Raw genomic sequence first — 20,101 nt, 5'->3', positions numbered from 1 at the left:
TACCTCCAAAGTTTCAGGGTTTGACCGACGACGGATAGCCCGCGTCCGTCGTGGCCCTGGTCAGCGCCTGGACGTTGGTTTTGCCGTCGTCGAACGTCACGATGGCTTCCCTCTGTTCGAAACGGACATCCGTTTTTTCGACGCCCGGAACTTTGGACAGTGCGTGTTTGACCGTGATCGGGCAGGCGGCGCACGTCATGCCGGGCACCGACAACTTGACGGTCTGTGTCGCAGCCCAAACCGGGACGGTGACGATCGCAACAGCGAGTGCAGCAAGCAGTTTTTTCATGACGAACTCCTGGTCAATAGAACAAGGGCAGTAAGTAGGGGAAACCGAGCGCGATCAATACCAGCGCGACCACGATCCAAAAGATGAGCTTGTACGCGGTGCGCACTTGTGGATCGCACACACTTCGCCGGGTTTGCAGGCCAATGCCGGTCGGAAAATGCGCCGCCTGGCGAAGAACAACGCAACCAGCGCAGCGCCGATGAAAATCGGGCGATACGGTTCGAGTACCGTCAAATTGCCAATCCAGGCCCCGCTGACACCTAATGCAACCAATACCAGTGGGCCAAGGCAACAGGTTGAGGCGAGAAGCGCGGCTAGGCCGCCGGCGAAGAGCACCCTGCGCCCGTTCTGCTGTTCAGCCATACGCTTTTCCTTTCGAGCCTTGAATGAATAGCGTAACCTTACTTCCGTACCTATGTACGGAGTCAAGCGGTATGGAAAACGGTTGTGAAAGCCTGACCATCGGCGCCTTCGCGAAGGCGGCCGGCGTCAATGTGGAGACGATCCGGTTCTATCAGCGCAAGGGGTTGCTGCTCGAACCGGAGAGGTCGTACGGCAGCATTCGCCGCTATGGTGAGGCTGACGTCACCCGGGTGCGGTTCGTCAAATCGGCGCAGCGGCTGGGCTTCAGCCTGGACCAAATCGCAGACCTGCGGAAACTGGAAGATGGAACGCACTGCGACGAGGCAAGCAGCCTCGCGGAGCACAAGCTCCGCGACATTCAGGACAAGCTCGCCGATCTCCAGCGCATGGAAGCGGTGCTCGCCCAACTCGTGTGCGCGTGCCATTCGCGCAGGGGGCACGTGTCGTGTCCGTTGATTGCCTCATTGCAGCGAGGCGAAGACCCGCGTGACGCCGGCACCGCGTAAGGGCCGTTCGGTCTTAGGGTACGCAAAAGTCCGTTTCTTGAGGGCCCCCCATTTAGCGGAGGTCCAATCGATCGGTGTTCTCGGTTCCAAAGCTGCGAATGACGCGGTCCATTCAACGAGCGCGTCATGCAATGAGTACATGGAGATCGACCCGCGACGCCACCGCTCGCACGACCTTGTGGTTGCCATGCCCGGCATTCACGGCGGTTTCGACCGACACGAGGCCGGCGCGTAGCAGCGCGTCGACGTCGCGCTTAACGGCGCTGCGATCGCGATGAAGTCGTGTGGCAATGCCGGTGATCGACGCAGGCTCCGCTTTGATTGCCTGAAAAAGCCCGATCCGAGCAGCAGTGAGCAGCCGCGCGAGGTCAGCCGGATCTTCAAAAGTGACGACGTGCGCTTCCGGGATACGCTCATTACGATCGGCACGTTGCGCAATGCGTCGACCTCGCGCGAAAAATTCCGCCTCGGTACCAACTGCCGTTTCAAGCACTGTGTTCTTCATGTTTCTCTCCGTAACGCTGTCCAGTCGCGTGCGAACCGGTCTTCGATGTCGTCAAAGCTGACAAACTCGACGGGTTCCACGCGGCCAAAGTAATGTCGATGGTGAAAGCCATGCGCATTGTCGTAGCCGACCACCCGGCCATTGTCGCCCTGATGCAAGTCGTGGTTGATGTAGGCAAGGTTGTAGCGGGTCACTGTACCGGCTCCGTCAACCCACACCTCGCGTCGTAGCTCGCCGTTACCTCTGCGCTTCGCGATGGCGTGGCGGTCATCATAAATTTTTCTGTCAGCCATGACCTATTATATCATGGCTGATCCTTGTGATCGGTCATTGAAGAGCGCCGAATATCCGCCAGAGAGCTTGAAATGCTTCGATCATCCTTCGAGTACCTGGCGCCCCTCCGCGACCAGCGCTCGCCGATATCGATCAGTGACGCACGTCAGGTGAACAAAGGCACTCGAGCAGCCGCTCCACTTGCAGGCGGAGGCGCCCTCCTCCTCCGTCGCCGAGTTGGCAGGTTGTTTATAGATAGTTCCTTCGCCAGTAGTTGCTCCGTGCGACTTAAGTCAGCGCACCGCCGCTTTGTGTTGACTTGGCGTCAGCTGCTTCATGCCCTCGCCTGTTCGCAGTCCGATTGGGACCGCTGCACGGCAACTCTCTTAAGTCATGCCCGTTCGAGCGCCTCACCAAGTCGTTGCGATTATTCATATAGTCGCGCCGTCGAACTTGATGAAATCCCACTGCAATCCCGCACAAGTCGAACGCGATGTGCCCGCTCTCGTCAAGCACTGGGCCAACGTCGCCGGGTCGCGCCGTCAACGTGCGACCTCCTTCCCGGAAACGCGAATACGGGCTTTTTCAGAAGGCAGTACAAATTTAGCCGCCGGATGGAAAATCGCCACATCTGATAACTGGAGTTATCACGAGTGGCGATTTTGCTTGGCAGATTTTGTGCGTTCCGCTACGCTTCGCTGGAATCCCCGCCCGGCAAGGCTTCCCCCCGGACACACCAGCACCGTCGCACTGACCCACGAACAACAAGGACGTGAATGAACTGCAACCCGCGCCGGAGCGCACAGCCATGAGCACGCTGTACCAGTTGACGGCCGCTGCCGCGCAGATGTGTACGCCCGTTCCCGCCGCAGCGCCGGACGGCTGGCTCGACCGGCTTGATCACTGGCAGACGCTCGCCGGGAACGGCGTCGGCGGCCTGCTCGGCATCGCAGGCGCCTGGATCGTGGCGGTCATGATCCGCCGCCGCGACCGGCGCGTCGCCGCCGGCATGGTGCTGCCCGACGTGCAGCAGCTTGCTGCCGCCGGTGACGCCCTTGAGCGGTGGCTCGTCTCGAAGTTCGATATTCCAAACAGCCAGTTGCCCGCCGAACAACGGCCCGTGGCCGCGCTCAACCAGCTCATTGACCGGCGCCCAAGGCTGTTTGCGCTCCACACCGCTGTGATCGGCCAGCTTTCGGATATCGACGCGCGCCTTTACAGCCACCTGTTCCAGTGCGAGATGACGCACCGGGCGTTCGAGGACGGCGTCACCGCGCAGCAGGCGTTGCGCGCTGCCATCATGGAAGCGCCGATGGATCCCATGGACCAATCGGCGCGGTTCCGGGGCGTTCCGAGAGCGGTGCCGGGCCCGGTACAACTGCACACTGACTGGCAGCTTTGCGTCGAACACGCGACGCTGGCCGCCTACTTTCTTGACCGCCTGGTGTTTTCCAGCTGGCCGCGCTGCGTTCAACGCCTGCGGATGAAGCTTCAGCCAAATGAGTTGGACCGGCGCTCTGCCTCTCTGATTACCACCGGTGAACCGCTCCCGCAGCAGCAGCCCGCCGGTACAAGCACCCCGCCACAAGCCTGAACCCGAACCGGTCATGAAAACGCCCTCGCCCCGCCTCACGCGCCAGCACTTCGCGCTCTACCGCGGCTGGCTCGAAGGCGCCGCGATCGAGGGGCTGCATGCCGCCTATGGCGAGCCCAGCACGGACGTACGGGTGACGCGGCGGCTGCTCACGACGCTGCGCGACACCTTGGCCATCGCGGCACGCCGGGCGCGCGACATCGAGGCGGCACACCTGCTGCGCCTGAAACCCGGCAGCATTCCGCTTGCCGAGCTGCACGGCCGCGACGATGTACCGACGCTCGAGGTCTACCGCGCGCAGGTGGATCCGGACGCCGTCTACGGCGAAGCGGAGCTGATCGCGCTCTACCGGGGCGACTTCCCGCCCCCGCCCTCACCCGGTCTGGACCGGAAAATCGCCCGTAACGCCCGCCTGCGCCAGCGCCAAGCCGCGGCGCTTGCCCGCATGGAAAAGGTCTTGGTGCAGGATCCGGCACCCGATCACCCTCTCGACGGCTGGTTCGAGCCAGTGGTCGCCGCGCGCCTCGCGTCCGCGGGCCTGGCGACACTGGCTGACCTTCTGGCCCTAATTGGACGACGCCGACACCGCTGGCATACCGAGGTGCCCAAGCTTGGTCCCAAGGGCGCGCAGCGCATCATGGACTGGCTGGCGCTGAACGCCAGTTCGCTCGGTCAAGTCCTCTCGCCCCTGGCCACCACGCCACGCCGGCAGCTCCTTGCCGGACACCCCGCGCTGGCCAGGCCGCCGTTGTTGGTGACAGGTCCGGGGACACTGCCGGAGGTCGTGCCGATGGAGGCGCTGCGGGTCGCGACGGAGCTGGACGGCTCGCGCGGCCTGAACCGTGCGCCCGTGCCCGCGCACCAGGCCGAACTGGACACCGATCTGCGCGCGATCGCCGCCTGGATCAAGATTCGCGGCGCGAAGAGCGTTCACACCGCTCGTGCGTATCGGCGCGAGGCTGAACGCCTGCTGCTCTGGGCGATCGTCCAAAAGCGCAAGCCCCTGTCGTCGCTCAATACGCTGGATTGTGCGGAGTACATCGACGGGTTCCTGAAGGATCCCCAACCGGCCGACCGTTGGGTCGGGCGCGGCCGTGTCGAGCGCTTCGACCGTGCCTGGCGGCCTTTTGCCGGAAAACTTGACGAACGCAGCCGCGAGAGTGCGCGCAAGATCCTGCGTTCCATGTGCAGCTGGCTGGTCGAGGAGCAGTATCTGACCAGCAACCCGTTCCACGGCCTGCCGAGGTTCGAGGGCATCGATGAAATCGATGCAACCGGCCGCACCCTCACACACGCGCAGTGGAAATATGTGCTGCAGACGGCCCGGCGCGTGTCGTACACGCCGGAAGAGCAGCGCGACCACTTTACGCTGCTGTTTGCCTATGCCACAGGCCTGCGCCGGGCAGAGCTGGCCGCCGCGACGACGGGCGATCTGACGCGCACGGCGCTAGACGGGGTGCTGGATGACGCGTGGGAGCTAAAGGTCCGCGGCAAGGGGCGCCGCAATCGGCGCGTGGCGATGCCGGCGCGGTTGATGGAGGAGTTGGAGCGGGCGCTCCAGGCTCGTCATGAGCCGACCGTGCTGGCGAACTGCCCGAAAACGACCCCGCTTGTCGGTCATCTGAAAACCGGCAAGCCCCTCACCCCCGACGGCCTCGGGCGCATCTACAAGCGCATCTTTGAACGTGCGGCAGCCCGGCTCGAAGCAACGTATCCGGGCGCGGCCGACGATCTGCGCAGCGCGAGCACCCACTGGCTACGCCATACCCATGCAAATCACGCGCTCGACAGCGGCGCGGATGTGCGCGACGTGCAGTCGACCCTCGGCCACGCCAGCCTTGGCACGACGACGATCTACACCAAGATGGACAGTACCCGTCGTTACAAAGCGCTCAATGCGTTCTTTGACGATGCGATCCGGGCGGCAGCAGAGTAGCTTTTTCGCATGCGAAAGCCCCGGTGCTGAAAGAGTCAGTCACGGTGTGACCTCATCTAATTTCTCGGGAATTTCGCTGTAAACCAGCAAATACGTGGGCTCGGGGTGATCCGTACCCCAAAAAAGTTAACTTGCAAGCCGTCCGCAAGATGATTATTGTTCGGGTTAGCTGCGTTTTAAGAACTAACCTGACTATCAACCATGCAAGCTGTAGATTCGGCTGGTGTGAATCATCTCACGTGGGGCACTGGATGCAAATTGACCTGAAGAAAAAACTGCGGCCCGCCAACGGCGAGACGCTTAAGGCGCTTGCAGTTCAGTCGGCACTCGTGCTTGCTAAGGTTCGCATGAGCGCCTTACAACCAGAGGAGATGAAGCAGCCCCCTATCTTCTCCAGCACAAAATTGATGCAGTTATGCGGGATCGAACGCAGCCGCTATCAGTACCTGCTCCAGCAAAAGGGACTACCGCAGGGTACATCGCGGGGTAATGGTCGCACTCGCGAATTCTCGTTGGTGGAGACAAAAGAGTGGCTCGGCTTCTGTCGCGAGTTTGCCGGCAGGCCCGCGGGAGCTTCCGGCGTGGTAATCAGCGCTGCGAACTTCAAGGGCGGGGCGACGAAAACCACGACGACTATTTCTCTGGCGCAAGGGCTGAATCTGCTCTATGGGCACAGAGTATTAGTGGTTGACCTGGACACCCAAGGGAGTTTAACGCAGCTATTCGGCATTATTCCCAACGCGCATGTCGAAAGAGAGCAAACGGCTGAGGCCTTGTTCGAAGGGGACCAATCCGATCTGCGATACGCCGTGCAGCGAACGTATTGGCCGGGCTTAGATCTGGTAGCTGCTGGGCCAGCGCTTTATAACGCCGAGTTTTTCCTGCCGTCGAAAGCCAAAGACAATCCCGAGTTTGCATTTTGGGATGTACTCCGTTCAGGTTTGGAGCCGTTGCGGGCGGACTACGATGTGATCCTGCTGGACACTCCCCCATCCCTCTCCTACACGACAATCAATGCGCTAATGGCTGCGGACGGGATAATTGTCCCCATCGTCCCCGATCCGCTCGACTTCGCATCGTCTGCCCAATTCTGGAATCTGTTCGATGACATCGTTAATGCACTGTCGTCTTACGGGCTGGAGAAGGAATACCGATTTCTGAATATCGTGCTGTCGAAGGTTGAAAACAGCTCACACACGGTGCCCGTTCGCGGATGGTTGTCCGAAAGCTACGGCAATTATGTGATCCCAGTTGAAATCCCCAAGACCGCCGTGCTGGGCAACTCAAATGCCGAACTAAAGTCCGTGTACGACGTTAGCGACTACGCCGGTGACGCGCAAACGTACACCCGCGCCCGCGAGGCCTATGACCAGTTGGTCGAGTATGTCCACGGCGAAATCGAAGAGATTTGGGCCGACGTCAAGTCTGGAGAATGAAAATGGGTATTGCTGATCACTTGAGGAAGACAGTCGGAAACGTCAAAGCTGACGAAGCGCCATCCGCGCCCGCCGCAGAGAAGCGCCCAGGTCCGAAGACAGCAGTTGGCGAAAACATGATCTATGCGGGTCATCTGCACTCTGCACAAAAAAGGATCAAGGAACTCGAGAACCAACTCGCCTCCGCAGCTGCGTTCGAAGTCGACTTGGAGTCCCTTGTCGAGGTTCCGGGCCGCCGACGCAAGCTAACTCCAGAGCAGTTTCTAGAGCTAAAGAGCAATCTTGCAAAGCATCCGTTAGCCACGGCCATCGTGGTTCGCAGATTGCCCAACGGCACTCATGAAATCGTTGCTGGCCACAACCGGGTCACCGTGTATCGCGAACTCGGACGTAAGACGATCAGAGCCAACGTCATCGAAGTGCAGGAAGGTGAAGTCGAGTTCGCCGCCTTCTTCTCGAATCTGCTGTCTCCATCGCTATCGGATTTCGAGAAGTTTTGGAACTTCAAGCGTCTGCAAGAAGGCACGAGCCTTACTCGCCATGAGATTGCAACAAGTGCGGGGCTGAGCGAAGGACACGTCAGCAGAATTTTCGCGTTTGAAGCGCTGCCTCCCGAAGCACAAGACATCTTGGCTGGACGCCCCCACCGGCTCGGCAATAACGCGGCTCAAAAGCTAGCGACCGCAGCGCAGCAAGGGAAGTCTGCGGAGGTTATCGCCGCGGTGCGCCGGTTGGTAGAGGACGACGAGTTCACCCAGGAACAGGCAGTCGCTTCTGTTAGCGAGAAAGCCCGGAAACCGCCCCCCGCAGAAACGATTAGGGTCAAGCAAGGCAAGACAATCATCTGCGAAATTACGACGCGAAACGGCATCGTGGGGGTTCGCTTTGCGAAGGATGAGCAAGTTCGCGCCGCAGATTGGGCGATTGAGATACAGCGGCTTATCGAGACAAAGATGAAGGAAAGAGGCTAGTCGAAATCTTTCTAATAGAAAGACGCCACAAATCAATGACTTAGAAAAATTGAGCGAGGACTCATGGACTAATTCAACGATGCAGAAAGACAAAAGCCTTCGGCTGTAACCGAAGGCTTTTGAACATTGGGCTTGCTGTCGCTCGCCCTACCGCTGCACTTCCCCGACGGCAAATCGGGCAAGGGACTCTACACTTCGAAGTGTAGCGGAACGCGAAAGACAGTCAAGCATATGCCTTCCATTTTCTTCAAATGGACGTGTAGACATGTTTATCGCGCAACATTCCGTTGCCAGCGAGGGTAGCGTTCGCCCTCTTTTGGCTGAATCCTCATGCGCCGCAACCGACGGCGACGCGTTGGTAGAGTTCACATCCGACAGTATCAACCTGCCGTGGATCATCTTCCGGGCCGTTCATCGAGCGACCCACATACAAGGTCTGTCAACCCGCTCGCGCGCCCTGCTCGCTGCCCTCGCTCGCACCGTCGACGCTGATCGGCCGTATGCCGCTATATTCGCCCGTCGCGAGCTGCTCACGGGACGAGCAATGCAATCGATGCGCACGTTCTACCGCAGCCTAGACGACCTCGAAGCAGCCGGCCTCATCACCCGCGCGCCACAGAAGCGCTACGGGAGCGCCGGCTTGTTCGGTCGCGCCTACCTGCACCTGACCGAGAAGGCCGCTAAGATCCTTGGGCTGGTCGCAACCGAACAGGATGCGGTCGAAATGAAGCAAGACTCGGCTGCTGTCTCCAATGATAAGCAAGCCATTGAAGCCTCTTTGGAGCGCCGGTCTGCCAATGTGGCAGACGGCGGTATATATAAAGATCTTTACCCTCCTTCTCAAAAGAGACAACCAGGCACCCTTCCCGCGGACCTCCAACGCCTCACTTCGCTGGGTTTCCATGAGTTCTTGGTTTTCAAACTCATGACCGAAGCCAAAGCGCAGGGGAAATTCCTGTCCGACGTTGTCGACGCCAGCTGGGCCGGTCTCAAAAAAGCACATGCACCGATCAACTATCTCCGCGCTCTTCTTCGCAAACCGGTCGACTTCGCCCACCGCGCTCGAGTGCTCCGGCAAGGAGCAGAGCAACAGGTCCATCATGACGCAGACCAGGCCGAACTGACCGCAACGATCGCTCGATGTGCTGGCCGCACCTTTTACAACACCAATTCGACCCGGCGCCTGACCGTTAGCACTGACGGTAGCACGCTGATGGCCTTCGACGCCGCCGAGCAACAATCGCGGTCAGCGATCAGCGGATGGACGAAGGCTTTCGCAGCAGGGCTGAGGGAAGGGCGCTTACTGCCCGCGACGGACCAACGTGATGCGGCGTTCGCAGCTCACTGCCTTAGCGTCGTGCCAACCCTCACCCGGCATCAAGGCGAGGGACGGCCACGCGAACTTACGGGCAGCATTAACGGACATCTCAAAGAGATCAAGGAAAGGCTCCGTGCCGCAGGAGCGGGGAAGTTTGGCAGCGTCCCGTCTGGTCGGGGCACGGCGTGACCCCAACCATCCGCAGAAGAGTAGCAGGGGCTCCGCCTGCACAGTGACCACGCGAGACGGTCTCCCGGACCGCAGCATCGATCCACTAATACACGTCCATGGTCGCGAGCTTCGAGAGCGCGGTACCAGGATCCACATCGCAGGCCCGGCACCAGTCAAGATAGAAGAGAACGTCCACATAACGCTCGCCTCGCTCGACCTTAGATAGGTTTGATTGATCTATCTTCAGGCGCGTAGCTAGCTCCACTTGGGTCAGGCCAGCGGCACGGCGTAGCGCTCGCAAATGAAGGCGGAGGCGCTTGTAACGGTCGTCATTAATCGAAGGGGGCATACATGTATGCTCCCCACTTTTCTAAAATAGGCCATTTTGACCTATTCGCGCTATGATCGTACTGCGGTCAAACGTAGGACGAAATTCTCAGTTGAGCCTGGCTCGAATCAACGTCGCCGCGTTCCTGACGATCCCGGTGTCGAAGTTCACCGAAGCCCGCAGCCCTTCGCCAAAACTGGTGAAGAAATCGGTTGGACCACCATTCGCAAGCCGGGACATGACCGCGGCTTGAATGAACAGAGCGCCAAGCAGGCAGAGAACGAAACGGATCATGTTGGTGTATCACCGCGTCAACGCGGGTTCGATAGGTAAGGGGGGAGGATCATACGTGCCCAATTGCACTTTTTCTCTGATCCGGGAAATCTGCCGACCGATCACGGCAGCAGACATATTCAGTCGGTCGGCAACTTCAGCTCTGGTGCAACCGGAGTCGAGCAACGAAACAATCCGTTCCTGGTCCGCTGTTATGACGCCATCCGATTCACACTTTCGCATGCGAAATTTTAATCACTGTTTGACCGTACTGTAATTTAGTGCCGAGTGCGCGCAGCGGCGCAGATATGAAAGACTTCCCGACTGCAGCAGTCCCGTCCGTTGGCACCAGAAGGGACGCCACCACATTCCGACGTCGAGCAACGATCTTCCACTCGACTCGCACCGTTGCCAACTACGGATGCCTGCCCGACTGTTGCATTGAACGCACTGAAACACGAACCATTTTAGCGGAAGCGAATGCCCCGATCCAGGGGGCCAACAGGCGAATTTTGTACGATCTATTGACCGTCAACATTTCCAATAATAATATGCCTAGAACGTGGCGACGAACCACACATCGCAGATCAATGGACCGTCAAAAAATCGGAGTTTTCCATGTCGAACAACGTGCAGTCCCGCATCTACCTGAGCCTTACCGAACTGATCCCGCATCTTGGCAAGACGCAGAGTCGAACCCACTTTGCTCCTGCGCGAGTTGCCGGTGATATGGCGGTGCATTGCACAGTTGATGAGACCGTTGACGGTCACCTGAGTGTTGAGATTGCCCACGATCAGCCGGAGCGCGGCAGCACCCATCCAGCGTCGTGGATCTGCTTCGATGTCGATCCTGCACGCGAAGTCGCACGTGTCACGTGCTTCCAAGAAGGCTGTCACTACAGCGTTGCGGGGCAATACACCGACGCGCAGTCCGCCCGCGTCAATCTGTACGCGGCGAACTGGCTGGTTGTTTTCAATACGTTGGGCCGCGTGTTCGAGCCGATCGACCAGCCTCTCTACGCGTGAGACAGGGACACATATGTACAAGGTTGGAATCGCAAACCAGAAGGGCGGTGTAGGCAAGACCACCACGGCGCGGCACTTGGCATTTACCGCTATCGAAAGAGGCCTGCGCACGCTCGTGATCGACCTCGACCCGCAGGCAAACCTCACCAAAACGATGCTCTACAGATTGATGACGAAGTCTGACGAAACGCTGCTGCGTGCACGCAACGTCGATTGGGACAGCGTGCAGCTACCTGCGATCGCTCCCGAAAGCAGCGCTCACTTTCTGTTCAAAAGTGGGGAGGCCCCGGAGCCAATGCGGATCGCGCCGGGCGTTGATCTATTCGCCGGATCAGACGACCTCATTGAGGTACTCGGGTGGCCGCTCGATTGCGCCCAGCACGCGCAGTCCGCGTTAAAGCAGTTGGACGATCAATACGACATTTGCGTGATCGATACGCCCCCGACGATGAGCAACCTGCTATTCGCCGGCATGATCTGTGCCGACTACCTGCTGATGCCGTGCGACCTCGACAGAGACGCCACAAGCGGCTTGCTCGATCTCACGCAGAAGGCTCAAATCATCGCGGAGAACTTCAATCCGGATCTCCAATTGCTCGGCGTGTTGCTCAACAAGGTAAACAAGCGGCGAGCGTACGACCAGACCGAGAGAATTACGCTTCGCCAGAAATGGGGCAGCGCCGTGCTGGATGTCGAGTTGCAGGAGCGTTCCGCCACGAAACTCGCGAAAGAACATCCGGTCTGGAAGAACCCTCGCGGTGACAGCGACCGGCGCGCGGCAGCGGAAATGCGCTCCGTCTGCGAATTGCTGTTCAAACGTATCGGTCTGTAAGGGATACAACTATGCAGTTCAGAAATGGCCAACAGCTGACTAGCCTTGCTCAGCTATCGAAGATGAAGCCCGGCAGCGCAATGGCCGCGGCAATCGAGGAAGCAACTGGCGCGATGACGATGGAAATTCTCGTCTCGAGGATCATCACCAAGCCGCAAGACCGCCTAGACTTCAAGGATATCGAAGCATTCGCCGCTCGCCTGAAGGTGGTCGGGCACGTGCACACCGCCATCCTCGTGCGGGCAACGGACGGAGACGATTACGAGCTGATCGGGGGAGAGCGGCGCGTCCGAGGCAGTATCCTGAACGGATGGGAAAAGATCCCCGCCAAGATATTTCCCGCGAACACCCCGGACCTCGCCATCCGGATGTACCAGGTGTCTGAGAATGTCGATCGCAAATCGCTTTCGGCCAAAGAGACGGCCCTGGGGCTCGCGAGCGATATCGACCGGTTTGGACGCGAGGAGGCCGCGCGACTGTGGACGAATCCTAAGGGCAAGCAGCGTAGCGAGTCGTGGATATCCAAACATCTTCGTTTCCGGAAGTACGGACCCGTGACGCGCGAGCTGTTCGATGCCGGTCTGTTCGACGACGTCGAGGCCGCGAACAAGATGGATGACATCGAGGCGGAGAACGCAGATCTTGCCAGTGAGATGGCCGACGCCATGAGGGCCGGAGAGAGGTTCGGACGCTTGACGTTGGACGCCCGACTCGCGCAGATCCGATCTGCTTCGCGCGACATCCCGCCCCAAGACGGCCCGTCGACGCCGGCGGCCGCCGAGCAAGAGCCTGTGCCCCTGCCATCAGTCAGAACCCCGCCGAGCAACCCGAACTCGACGGATGGCGAAGGATCAGGCCCGTCGGCGGCGCATATCGAACAGGCCGGCGGTCCGGCCATACGGCAGGAGCCCGCACCCTCGGTGACGCAGGCGGTCCAGCTGGCCTCGCAGGCGCAGAAGGCGCCCCGGGACGCAGCGGCCGCACTGCGCCCGAAGCAGGAGCGAGCCGGTAGCACGGATCCCATGAGGACCGTCATCTGGCGAGTAGAGGAACTGTTCCATGAATCGACCGGTTCAATCCACCGCTTGCGTCAGCTCCAGGCGGATCTGGCCGCCGCAGGCGTGGGCGGGGAGGACGCAGACTGGAGGCTTTGGGTCGCATTTGTACAGCTGGCGTGCTCTGCGCTGGTCGGCGTGGGACAGCCGCGCGCAGAGCAAATGATAAACAGGTTGAGTGCTGAGTTAAATTCAAGGAGCGCAATAGAGCTGCTGAATGCGTTGCATCCGAGCCGCAAGGCAGGGGTTTTGCCAGACGATTTCAGGTACGATACGGAGCGTGAGATTCATCCTCTCGCGCCGAACAATTGGGCTCTCTAATGCAAGGAAAAAAGGGGCGGAAACGCCCCTTTTGCATGGCCCGTCAACCATATCGTGTCGGATATTCACTTTGGCAACGTTCCGTCTTACAGGGAAAAAATTTGCGGCACTTGACGCGGCTCTGCGCGAGCAGAGCGAGCTGATGGGCACCAAGCCCTTTGCCGAAACGACCCGGGACATCGCGCAAGCGGTGATCGTCGACGGTGATCCCTCGATAGAAGTGCAACAGCGGTTCGGCGTCACCAAGCAGCGAGTCAGTTCGATCGTCGGTCGCTATTACCAGGCGTATCTGACGATGGATCCCACCGAGGGAGATCTAGCGGTTTTATGGTTAAAGCATGGCTTCGAAATGCCGAATAACCTAGTCAAACCGCTTGAAACGTTTCTCGCCACAGCGAGGCGCGGCAAGGACGCCAAAAAGATCCAGTCTGCCGTCACCGCCATCATCAAAGCGCTTGACACGCAATCGAGCAAGCTAGAATGACATAGGGGTTAGTGCGACAAATGAGTACCATCGAACAAGAAAGCAGTCACTCACTGCGCAGGCCAATACCGGGGCATCACAAAACGAAGAAGGACCATCTTCGATCCGTCGAACGCGTTGTCAACCTGACCAGTGACACGCACGACGCCGAGATGTCGGTTTCTCAGGACGAGGTATTCCATGATGCCGAGCAGCTCGAACTGTTCGCAGCCGAGCGCTTGCTCGCGACATGGAAACCACGTGAGGATCTGCATTCTCTCGAATTCCCGCTGTTCTCACTGCAGAAGGGTAAAGACACGCGAGTAAGGGTCTATCGCAACGGAGACCAGATCGTGCGAATCATCCCTAGCGTGGTCGGCGCGGCCAATATCTTTGATAAGGACGTTCTCGTCTATGCGGCGACTCAAATCTGCAAGGCCGCGGATGCACAGCTCAAGATCTCCCGACGCATCCGTTTCAAGGTCCGAGACTTTCTTGTCTACACGGGGCGGAGTACGGGCGGAGCGTCCTATACCCGTATCGTAGACAGTTGCCGTCGTCTGAAGGGAACGATCGTTGAAACGAACTTCGATGCGTCACGGCCTGGCGCCAACGAGGAGGGCATCCACGAGAGTCTTTACGGATATGGCCTGATCGAAAACTACAAGATCATCACGTACACGGGTAACAAGAAAGGCGCACTCGAAGTCGAGTTGATTTTGTCGACCTGGACCTTCGACTCGCTGATCAATCGCAAGGTGCTCACAATCCACCCGGGTTACTTCGATCTCGCACAGGGGCTCGAGCGCCGGCTGTATGACCTCGCGAAGAAGCATTGCGGCGAAAAGCTGTGGTTCAAAATCGGGCTGGACAAGCTATACGCCAAATCGGGATCGGCGCAGGCTCAGAAGTATTTCCGGCGCGACGTGGTCGCCGCCATGGTGGCCGACAACATGCCTGAATTTCATATCGCCCTTGACGACGCCAAAGCGATGGTCATTTTCTTCAGGTGCGATCGTGATAACCAGAAGCAGAACGCGCAGCTCATCGCCGGTATTCACAAGGAACTATTGTCCAAGAAACTGATGAACTGGTACTACGCGCTGCGGCGATGGGATTCTAAGTCCGACGCGAAGGCGCAACTGGATCTGCTTCCCAATTAGCTCACTCTGTTTCAAGTGCACGCGTCGGTAGCGGTCGCCTGGCCGAACAGCGCGATTCCGGTAATCGGGATTCGCCGCCGACCGTGCCAGTCTGCCAGTCGCTTTCCCCGCATAAACCAGCGCCCCGGCCAACTGTCGGCTGCCAGGATTCGTGAGAAGGCTATCATTGACTTTAAACCGATTTTTCAGGAAGAGTGGCACCTATCGCCCAGCAGTCGCCACAGAATGTGAAATATCCCTCTTGCTCTGCCGCTTTAAATGAAAGATCCGGCAGGTCCTCGTTGATGCAGCGTGATTTGAAGGTCGATCACGGCGCCAACCCTTCAGTGAATATCGGTCGCCGCATTTAGGTCATCGGAGCGGAACCACTTAGGTGGTTTTCCGAGCGGTGTCGTGCGGAGCCATCTGCCATATGACGCGTAGATCGGCACCGACTTGCCAGCTGCCGGCTCGCTATCCCGCGGCGCGGTCAGATCATGGTCCGCGTATGCTCCGCCCGCGTAATCGTCCTTTACCGTCCACACCAGTGGCGTCCCGATCATTTCAGCCAATTTGGCTGGCGGTCCGGCAGCATTCACTCTTGCGTCACGTGCGGCCTTCGCCGGGGACTCGATGCCCGCAAGCGCATTCTTGGCAGCATCCGTTTTGTTCTGCGCGTATTCCCAAATGGTCGACAGCGCTTCGGCCAGAGGCGCGCCTTTCTGAATCCCCCATAGGTCGGCCTTGCTAATTGGCACGCTGTATCGGTCGAGAATGTAGCGGGTCCCGGTCAAGCCGGTCGGCTGCGCCCATCTGTACGTGATCCGAGCATCGCTGTGCGAAAAGAACTCGTTGTCAGCCTGCCAGTAGGCGCCGGCGTCCGAGTAGGCATTCAGCGCATCGGAAAGCAGGACGGAAGCCTCTTTCTCATCCGGCGTTTGGACTGCAGCACGGTACTGGCCGAGCAAAATCGAAAACTGCTGCACGAAGGACTGATATTGCAGCAGCGATGTTCCGGATGCGGCAATGCTCTGGATCGCCTGGGATGCCTCAATAACCTGCTGCGCTCGCACCCGAGCGGCATCCTTTGGCGACACCGACGGCCCGACTGGTGCGGCTGCCTGCTGCGTTGAGCCTGACACAGCCTTGACGGCCTCCACGAGGCAGGTATTGCGTTCCTCCTGTCGCTTGAGCGATTGGCAAGCTTGCACGAGCTCCGTCGCGGTGCTTCCTGCGAACGCGGGTGACGATAGTGCAATCGCGCACGCGATGGCGATTTTTTTCATTATTGTTTGGCCTCGTGGCTATCCCCATTGAGCCCATTGTAAGCCCGGCTGTGTGCACGGACTGTGGGGAGGTCTACCCCGCATTCCTGCCCCCGCTCAGCGGGGGTTTCTTTTGGCCACTTTGCGGGCCTCGCGCTCCATCCGACGACGTTCTGCACGGCTCATGATCGGAGCATGACGCTCGGGGCCGAAGTTGAACGGTATCGGGAATTCCTTGGTCGTGTCCTTGTAGAACGCAAACTGCGTTTTCGGCCGAAGAATCTCCAACTCGTCGGCCATGTCCCTCCACTCCCTCTTCTCTTCGTCACTCATCGGCATCGCGTGATCGACATAGATGAACTCGAAGGAGCTTTCTCCCTCTGAGAACGGCTCGGCGGAGACGCCAATGGCTTCCTGCAAGGTCGGCATGTCCCCTTTGATTGCGTGGCAGTACGTCGTCAGGTAGTGTATGCGGTTCTCTCTGTACTCCTCGTAAGACATGTCCGCAGGCCGTTTCGCTGCTAGGAACACGAACGCGCGCTTCGGCGGTGATCCGTTCATATGAATCCGCGTGAACACGCCCCGTGGTTCGTCCCGCGAGAGGACGTAGTGCAGGTCCGCGCCACACTGTCGTCTCGCCAGCCGATTCTGCTGGGCCATCGCACGGACGATGCGCTCGTGTTCAACCCGCTGCGGCGATTGGTCCGGCAGCGTTATCGCCGTGCCGGCGCGAATGAAATTGCTCTGGTGCTCGATGAGCGAATCCCATAGGTAGCTGACCTTGTCGGCCTCCCGTTTCGCAGCACGCTGCGCGCTCTTCGCATAGGTCCCCCAGTCACCTTCGGGAAGCGCCGCGTAGATCATTTCTCCCGAGATCTCAGGCAGCGCGTGCTGGCCGTCACGCATCGTCGTCATGTAGCAGGCGAGTATTTCCTCCTCCCCAGGAATCGAAACGAGCACGCCAGGCTTCGAGATGAAGGCCTCTTTGCAAGCGAGGTAGGCCACGAGGTCCGGAACAGTGTCGAGTTCCTCAAGAAGCAAGTCGACGGTCATCTCGTCCAAGACATGTACGAACCGTCCGGACTCCAGGGGAAAACCGACGTGAAAGGGCGTCTCATAGTGCTCCTTGCCTCGAATATCGCTACTGAGCATGACACTGCCAGAACTGCTACCTCCGAAGAACTGTCGGGCGGCCAAGTGCGCGCCACGTGTCACCGCGATCAGGAAATAGCGCGCGACCGCGCCATCTGGTAGCGGCACAGGCAACAGGGCCTGGCACTTCTTATCGAGGAATATGCGCTTCGGAAAGGCCCTTGCAAACTTCTCAGCGCCCGCCAACTGCTTCGCCGATTTCTCTATCGCTCGCTTATACCAGCGCGGCCACGCCACTTTCACATCCGTGTCAGCGTGGTACTCACAGTCCTTGTCCGAGAACAGAAGCACGTCATTGCCAAAGACGACCAGTAGATCGCACAGCTCGTCGCCGTCACCCTTTCCGTTGGCTCGACCCTCGTCGGTGAAGACGTTCGAGTAACTCCAGAGGCTCAGGAACGCCTTCTTGGCTAGGTGCGTCAGAGCCCGTTCAGAATCGGTCGTGCCTTCGGCTGCCGCAGCTTGTTCCCAAGGGGTCTTCTCGGCCATCGTCGATCCGGGTGTGGTCTAAAGCGAGAGCATACCGGCAGTGCGCCCGAGGTTCCCGGCTGAATTCGTCCGCTATTGCTCCGGGACAGTCGCAGAGGGCACGCGCACGGTATGGCCGTAACCACCCGGATTTTTTCACTAACCGTGTCAGCAGTTCTTCACCCACCTGGCACGGATTTCACTTTCTGCGACACCCGATACCAACCTGGCCGACAGCATCATCATCGACGCCATTAGCGCGTCTATCGCGCCACCAGCAGGATTCCTCGACCCCATCGCAAACTCTGCCACGTGACGCCAGAGAAGTTGTCGGGTGTCACCAGTAGTGAAAAATGCGTCGTTGAATTTAAGGCGATTTTTCAGGAAGAGTGGCACCGAGCGGCCGGCATGTGCCAAGGAATGTGAAATATCGCTCGCGCACTGCCGCAGTAAGTGAAAAAACCGTTGTGTTCTCATCAACGCGCCTGGAGTCGAGAGCCGGTCACAGCCCCGTCGGTCTGCTTGTCGTCGGTCAGCGACGGGCAAGGACCGGCCGATCAGAGGCGTTCGGCTAGTACCTCCAATTCTGGCGTTTCGAACTTGGGCAGCGGAACAAGGGGGTCTTGCCATAGCTCCCGCATTTCTAACAAGTTCCGTCCGTACGCATATCGACTCATCGGCTAGTTCAGTGAAAGCGCGGAGGCGTTTGTATTGTCCAGGACTGGTAGTTATAACGCCTGATTCACGGAAGAAGATATAAGGATAACGAAGAGTGTTTATTGGCTTGGCATCGCATGCCGCGGCAAGCTCAGCGTAAAGATACAGCCGATGCCAGGAACGTCACACACACTTAGGGTTCCGCCGTTTGATTCCGCGCTACGTCGGGCGATCGACAAGCCAAGTCCCAGCCCACTTTTATCATCACCGTTCTGTGTGAAAGGCAAAAACATCTTTTCAGCATTGCCCGCCGGAAGTCCGCCACAGTGATCCTTAACCTCTATCAGAATGCGGTCCGCTACTGCATATGCATTCAAGGTCACTTCGGTGTGTTTGTGTGTGAATTTGAAAGCGTTTTGCAGTAAATTCCCGAGCGCTGCATAGAGAAGATCGCGGTCTCCACTAATAGCCAAATCCGTATCCACTGGGGAAACGGCGAGTCGTGCGCCCCTGACCTGAGCCGCCAGCTGCGCCGCGTACGTTACTTCAGCGATAAAGTCTGCAACCGAGAATAGGTCGGATCGAGCCGCCCGTCCGGCAGTTACCCTAACCTCTGCCAAGGAATTGTCGATCAGACCGGCCAGCGCCGTCAGACTGCGTTCTAGCATCGATCCCGTGGCACCTGACAAACTCAGGTTCCCAGCCTTTGCAGCTGTAAAAGCTAGGACCGCAGTTCCAAGCGCGTTACGAAGTTCGTGCGCAAAGAAACCAGCTTGTTCGTTTGCCGCAACTGCTTGCTGATCCGCGAGGGTATGGTCACGCTGGTAACTAAATTCGGTGACGGCGTCGGCAATCGCGTTATCCAGGCAGCGGTTGAGGGTTCTGAATTCATCTACCTCAAACGGCGCATCGCGCTCGTACGCCAAGTCTGTGATGGCTTGGCATAGATCGCCATAGTCGTGAACCACTTGATCGACCGAAAATCCAAGCTCGAGCAGCTCTCGTCCGTGTTGTGCCGCAGACGTTCCGATCTCGGACAACGATGTCCCGCCACCCGCGGGACCAGAGACCGCACGGCTATCCATTGGCTCCTGCGTCTGCTCGATCCGGAGGGTTTTGATGAGCTGTTCTAAAAACAGCGGAACGCCATTTTGAAGTTGCTGCGCGGTCGCACGCCGCGCCGGTCTCGTTGCCACCTTCGCACGACACCGCTCGATTAGATCGCCACGGTTGTTCGCTAGGAAGTCGTGCATCATGGGTAACACCTCCTTCTCTGCGTCAATGGAGCAAGGGGCAGGGTCCCGGACTAAACTTGTAAGCCCGACGCGCACATTCGACCACGGGCAAAATAGAACTCATCGTACACCCGCACATCGTTGAAACCTCGCAGGGGAAATTCGCTAACAGTTCCAGCACCGCTCCGTCCCGAAGCACGCGCCCGTTATGCTCGGTCGGAAGATCGCAGTTCGATCAGAAGCAGCTTTGCTCGCTCCTGCTGGGAAGAAAAGAGGTCGGTTTTGTTGATCACGGTGATGATCCGACTCGCCCAATAATTGAGGTCCATCCCCTGAATACGGGCTATTCGCCCACCGCTGCGCCCAGTTAGCCGAACCATAAGCGCCAGGTGATCAAGTATTTGGTCAGCGTTTCGAGCCGACAGCATAAGAGTACGGCCTTTTGCTACTTTCGATTTCCAGTCGCTTTTCATTTGAGCCCAATTCTTTCGCAAGACGTTGTAGCACGCACTCGCCGTGCCT

The 20,101-nt window shown here is 58.8% G+C and carries 21 protein-coding genes and 1 pseudogene; 11 read left to right on the top strand and 11 right to left on the bottom strand.

What is annotated here, in order from left to right; translation table 11 throughout:
* Positions 1-13 precede the first annotated feature (13 nt).
* Both merP and merT read right to left on the bottom strand, forming a co-directional pair.
* A complete protein-coding gene (gene merP / locus KHO30_RS36585) occupies positions 14-289 on the bottom strand; it encodes a mercury resistance system periplasmic binding protein MerP (protein WP_211703846.1) in 276 nt (91 codons plus the stop codon).
* Between the two features lie 13 nt (positions 290-302).
* Positions 303-652, bottom strand: a pseudogene (gene merT, locus KHO30_RS36580) (mercuric ion transporter MerT).
* A 71-nt stretch (positions 653-723) separates the two neighbouring features.
* On the opposite strand from merT, the gene merR reads away from it, so the two are divergent.
* Entirely contained in the window at positions 724-1,158 is a 435-nt protein-coding gene (gene merR / locus KHO30_RS36575) for a mercury resistance transcriptional regulator MerR (protein ID WP_211703845.1), read from the top strand.
* Between the two features lie 124 nt (positions 1,159-1,282).
* Here the strand turns inward: merR and KHO30_RS36570 are convergent, their stop codons facing one another.
* Both KHO30_RS36570 and KHO30_RS36565 read right to left on the bottom strand, forming a co-directional pair.
* Complete coding sequence (locus KHO30_RS36570; protein ID WP_007182513.1) at positions 1,283-1,663, bottom strand: HVO_A0114 family putative DNA-binding protein; 381 nt, start codon at positions 1,661-1,663, stop codon at positions 1,283-1,285.
* Positions 1,660-1,956 carry a toxin-antitoxin system TumE family protein gene (locus KHO30_RS36565; RefSeq protein ID WP_007182514.1) on the bottom strand — a complete coding sequence of 99 codons (297 nt, stop codon included), beginning with the start codon at positions 1,954-1,956 and terminating at the stop codon, positions 1,660-1,662. Before KHO30_RS36565 ends, KHO30_RS36570 begins: the two co-directional genes overlap by 4 nt.
* A gap of 788 nt (positions 1,957-2,744) precedes the next feature.
* Between KHO30_RS36565 and KHO30_RS36560 the strand changes: the two genes are divergently transcribed.
* The 5 genes from KHO30_RS36560 to KHO30_RS36540 all read left to right on the top strand — a co-directional run bounded on the left by KHO30_RS36560 (position 2,745) and on the right by KHO30_RS36540 (position 9,380).
* Positions 2,745-3,530: a hypothetical protein gene (locus KHO30_RS36560; RefSeq protein WP_211703844.1), complete on the top strand. Its 786-nt coding sequence runs from the start codon at positions 2,745-2,747 to the stop codon at positions 3,528-3,530.
* A gap of 13 nt (positions 3,531-3,543) precedes the next feature.
* The gene (locus KHO30_RS36555; protein WP_211703843.1) at positions 3,544-5,466 is read left to right on the top strand and encodes a tyrosine-type recombinase/integrase; all 1,923 of its coding nucleotides are present in this window, start codon (positions 3,544-3,546) and stop codon (positions 5,464-5,466) included.
* A gap of 251 nt (positions 5,467-5,717) precedes the next feature.
* Positions 5,718-6,902 (top strand): ParA family protein, encoded by a 1,185-nt coding sequence (locus KHO30_RS36550; protein WP_211703842.1) that lies wholly within the window; start codon positions 5,718-5,720, stop codon positions 6,900-6,902.
* Positions 6,903-6,904: 2 nt separating this feature from the next.
* Positions 6,905-7,873, top strand: coding sequence for a ParB/RepB/Spo0J family partition protein (locus tag KHO30_RS36545; RefSeq protein WP_244864229.1), 969 nt, complete (start codon positions 6,905-6,907; stop codon positions 7,871-7,873).
* Positions 7,874-8,138: 265 nt separating this feature from the next.
* Positions 8,139-9,380, top strand: a complete 1,242-nt coding sequence (locus KHO30_RS36540) for a Cdc6/Cdc18 family protein (protein WP_211703841.1) — start codon at positions 8,139-8,141, stop codon at positions 9,378-9,380.
* Positions 9,381-9,465: 85 nt separating this feature from the next.
* Here the strand turns inward: KHO30_RS36540 and KHO30_RS36535 are convergent, their stop codons facing one another.
* Together KHO30_RS36535 and KHO30_RS36530 are read right to left on the bottom strand one after the other, a co-directional pair.
* On the bottom strand, positions 9,466-9,711 hold the full coding sequence (locus tag KHO30_RS36535) for a helix-turn-helix domain-containing protein (RefSeq protein ID WP_211703840.1): 246 nt from the start codon (positions 9,709-9,711) through the stop codon (positions 9,466-9,468).
* 87 nt (positions 9,712-9,798) lie between these two features.
* Positions 9,799-9,984 carry a hypothetical protein gene (locus KHO30_RS36530; protein ID WP_211703839.1) on the bottom strand — a complete coding sequence of 62 codons (186 nt, stop codon included), beginning with the start codon at positions 9,982-9,984 and terminating at the stop codon, positions 9,799-9,801.
* 597 nt (positions 9,985-10,581) lie between these two features.
* On the opposite strand from KHO30_RS36530, the gene KHO30_RS36525 reads away from it, so the two are divergent.
* The 5 genes from KHO30_RS36525 to KHO30_RS36505 all read left to right on the top strand — a co-directional run bounded on the left by KHO30_RS36525 (position 10,582) and on the right by KHO30_RS36505 (position 14,823).
* Positions 10,582-10,989, top strand: a complete 408-nt coding sequence (locus KHO30_RS36525; RefSeq protein WP_211703838.1) for a hypothetical protein — start codon at positions 10,582-10,584, stop codon at positions 10,987-10,989.
* A 13-nt stretch (positions 10,990-11,002) separates the two neighbouring features.
* The gene (locus KHO30_RS36520; protein ID WP_211703837.1) at positions 11,003-11,821 is read left to right on the top strand and encodes a ParA family protein; all 819 of its coding nucleotides are present in this window, start codon (positions 11,003-11,005) and stop codon (positions 11,819-11,821) included.
* Positions 11,822-11,832: 11 nt separating this feature from the next.
* Positions 11,833-13,197, top strand: a complete 1,365-nt coding sequence (locus KHO30_RS36515; RefSeq protein WP_211703836.1) for a ParB/RepB/Spo0J family partition protein — start codon at positions 11,833-11,835, stop codon at positions 13,195-13,197.
* Between the two features lie 70 nt (positions 13,198-13,267).
* On the top strand, positions 13,268-13,681 hold the full coding sequence (locus KHO30_RS36510; protein WP_211703835.1) for a TrfB-related DNA-binding protein: 414 nt from the start codon (positions 13,268-13,270) through the stop codon (positions 13,679-13,681).
* 152 nt (positions 13,682-13,833) lie between these two features.
* A complete protein-coding gene (locus KHO30_RS36505; protein WP_244864228.1) occupies positions 13,834-14,823 on the top strand; it encodes a replication initiator protein A in 990 nt (329 codons plus the stop codon).
* 323 nt (positions 14,824-15,146) lie between these two features.
* On the opposite strand, the gene KHO30_RS36500 is transcribed toward KHO30_RS36505, so the two are convergent.
* The 5 genes from KHO30_RS36500 to KHO30_RS39455 all read right to left on the bottom strand — a co-directional run bounded on the left by KHO30_RS36500 (position 15,147) and on the right by KHO30_RS39455 (position 20,052).
* Positions 15,147-16,088, bottom strand: a complete 942-nt coding sequence (locus KHO30_RS36500) for a hypothetical protein (RefSeq protein WP_211703833.1) — start codon at positions 16,086-16,088, stop codon at positions 15,147-15,149.
* Between the two features lie 96 nt (positions 16,089-16,184).
* Positions 16,185-17,708, bottom strand: a complete 1,524-nt coding sequence (locus tag KHO30_RS36495) for a hypothetical protein (RefSeq protein WP_211703832.1) — start codon at positions 17,706-17,708, stop codon at positions 16,185-16,187.
* 147 nt (positions 17,709-17,855) lie between these two features.
* Entirely contained in the window at positions 17,856-18,164 is a 309-nt protein-coding gene (locus KHO30_RS36490; protein WP_211703831.1) for a hypothetical protein, read from the bottom strand.
* 299 nt (positions 18,165-18,463) lie between these two features.
* Positions 18,464-19,600, bottom strand: coding sequence for a sensor histidine kinase (locus tag KHO30_RS36485; RefSeq protein ID WP_211703830.1), 1,137 nt, complete (start codon positions 19,598-19,600; stop codon positions 18,464-18,466).
* 185 nt (positions 19,601-19,785) lie between these two features.
* Positions 19,786-20,052 carry a hypothetical protein gene (locus KHO30_RS39455; protein ID WP_244864227.1) on the bottom strand — a complete coding sequence of 89 codons (267 nt, stop codon included), beginning with the start codon at positions 20,050-20,052 and terminating at the stop codon, positions 19,786-19,788.
* Between the last annotated feature and the right edge of the window lie 49 nt (positions 20,053-20,101).

The organism is Paraburkholderia aspalathi, from assembly GCF_905220735.1.
In the GTDB taxonomy this organism is placed as follows: domain Bacteria; phylum Pseudomonadota; class Gammaproteobacteria; order Burkholderiales; family Burkholderiaceae; genus Paraburkholderia; species Paraburkholderia aspalathi.
Note: the sequence above shows the minus strand (reverse complement) of the source record. Positions and strands in the feature narration are given on the sequence as shown.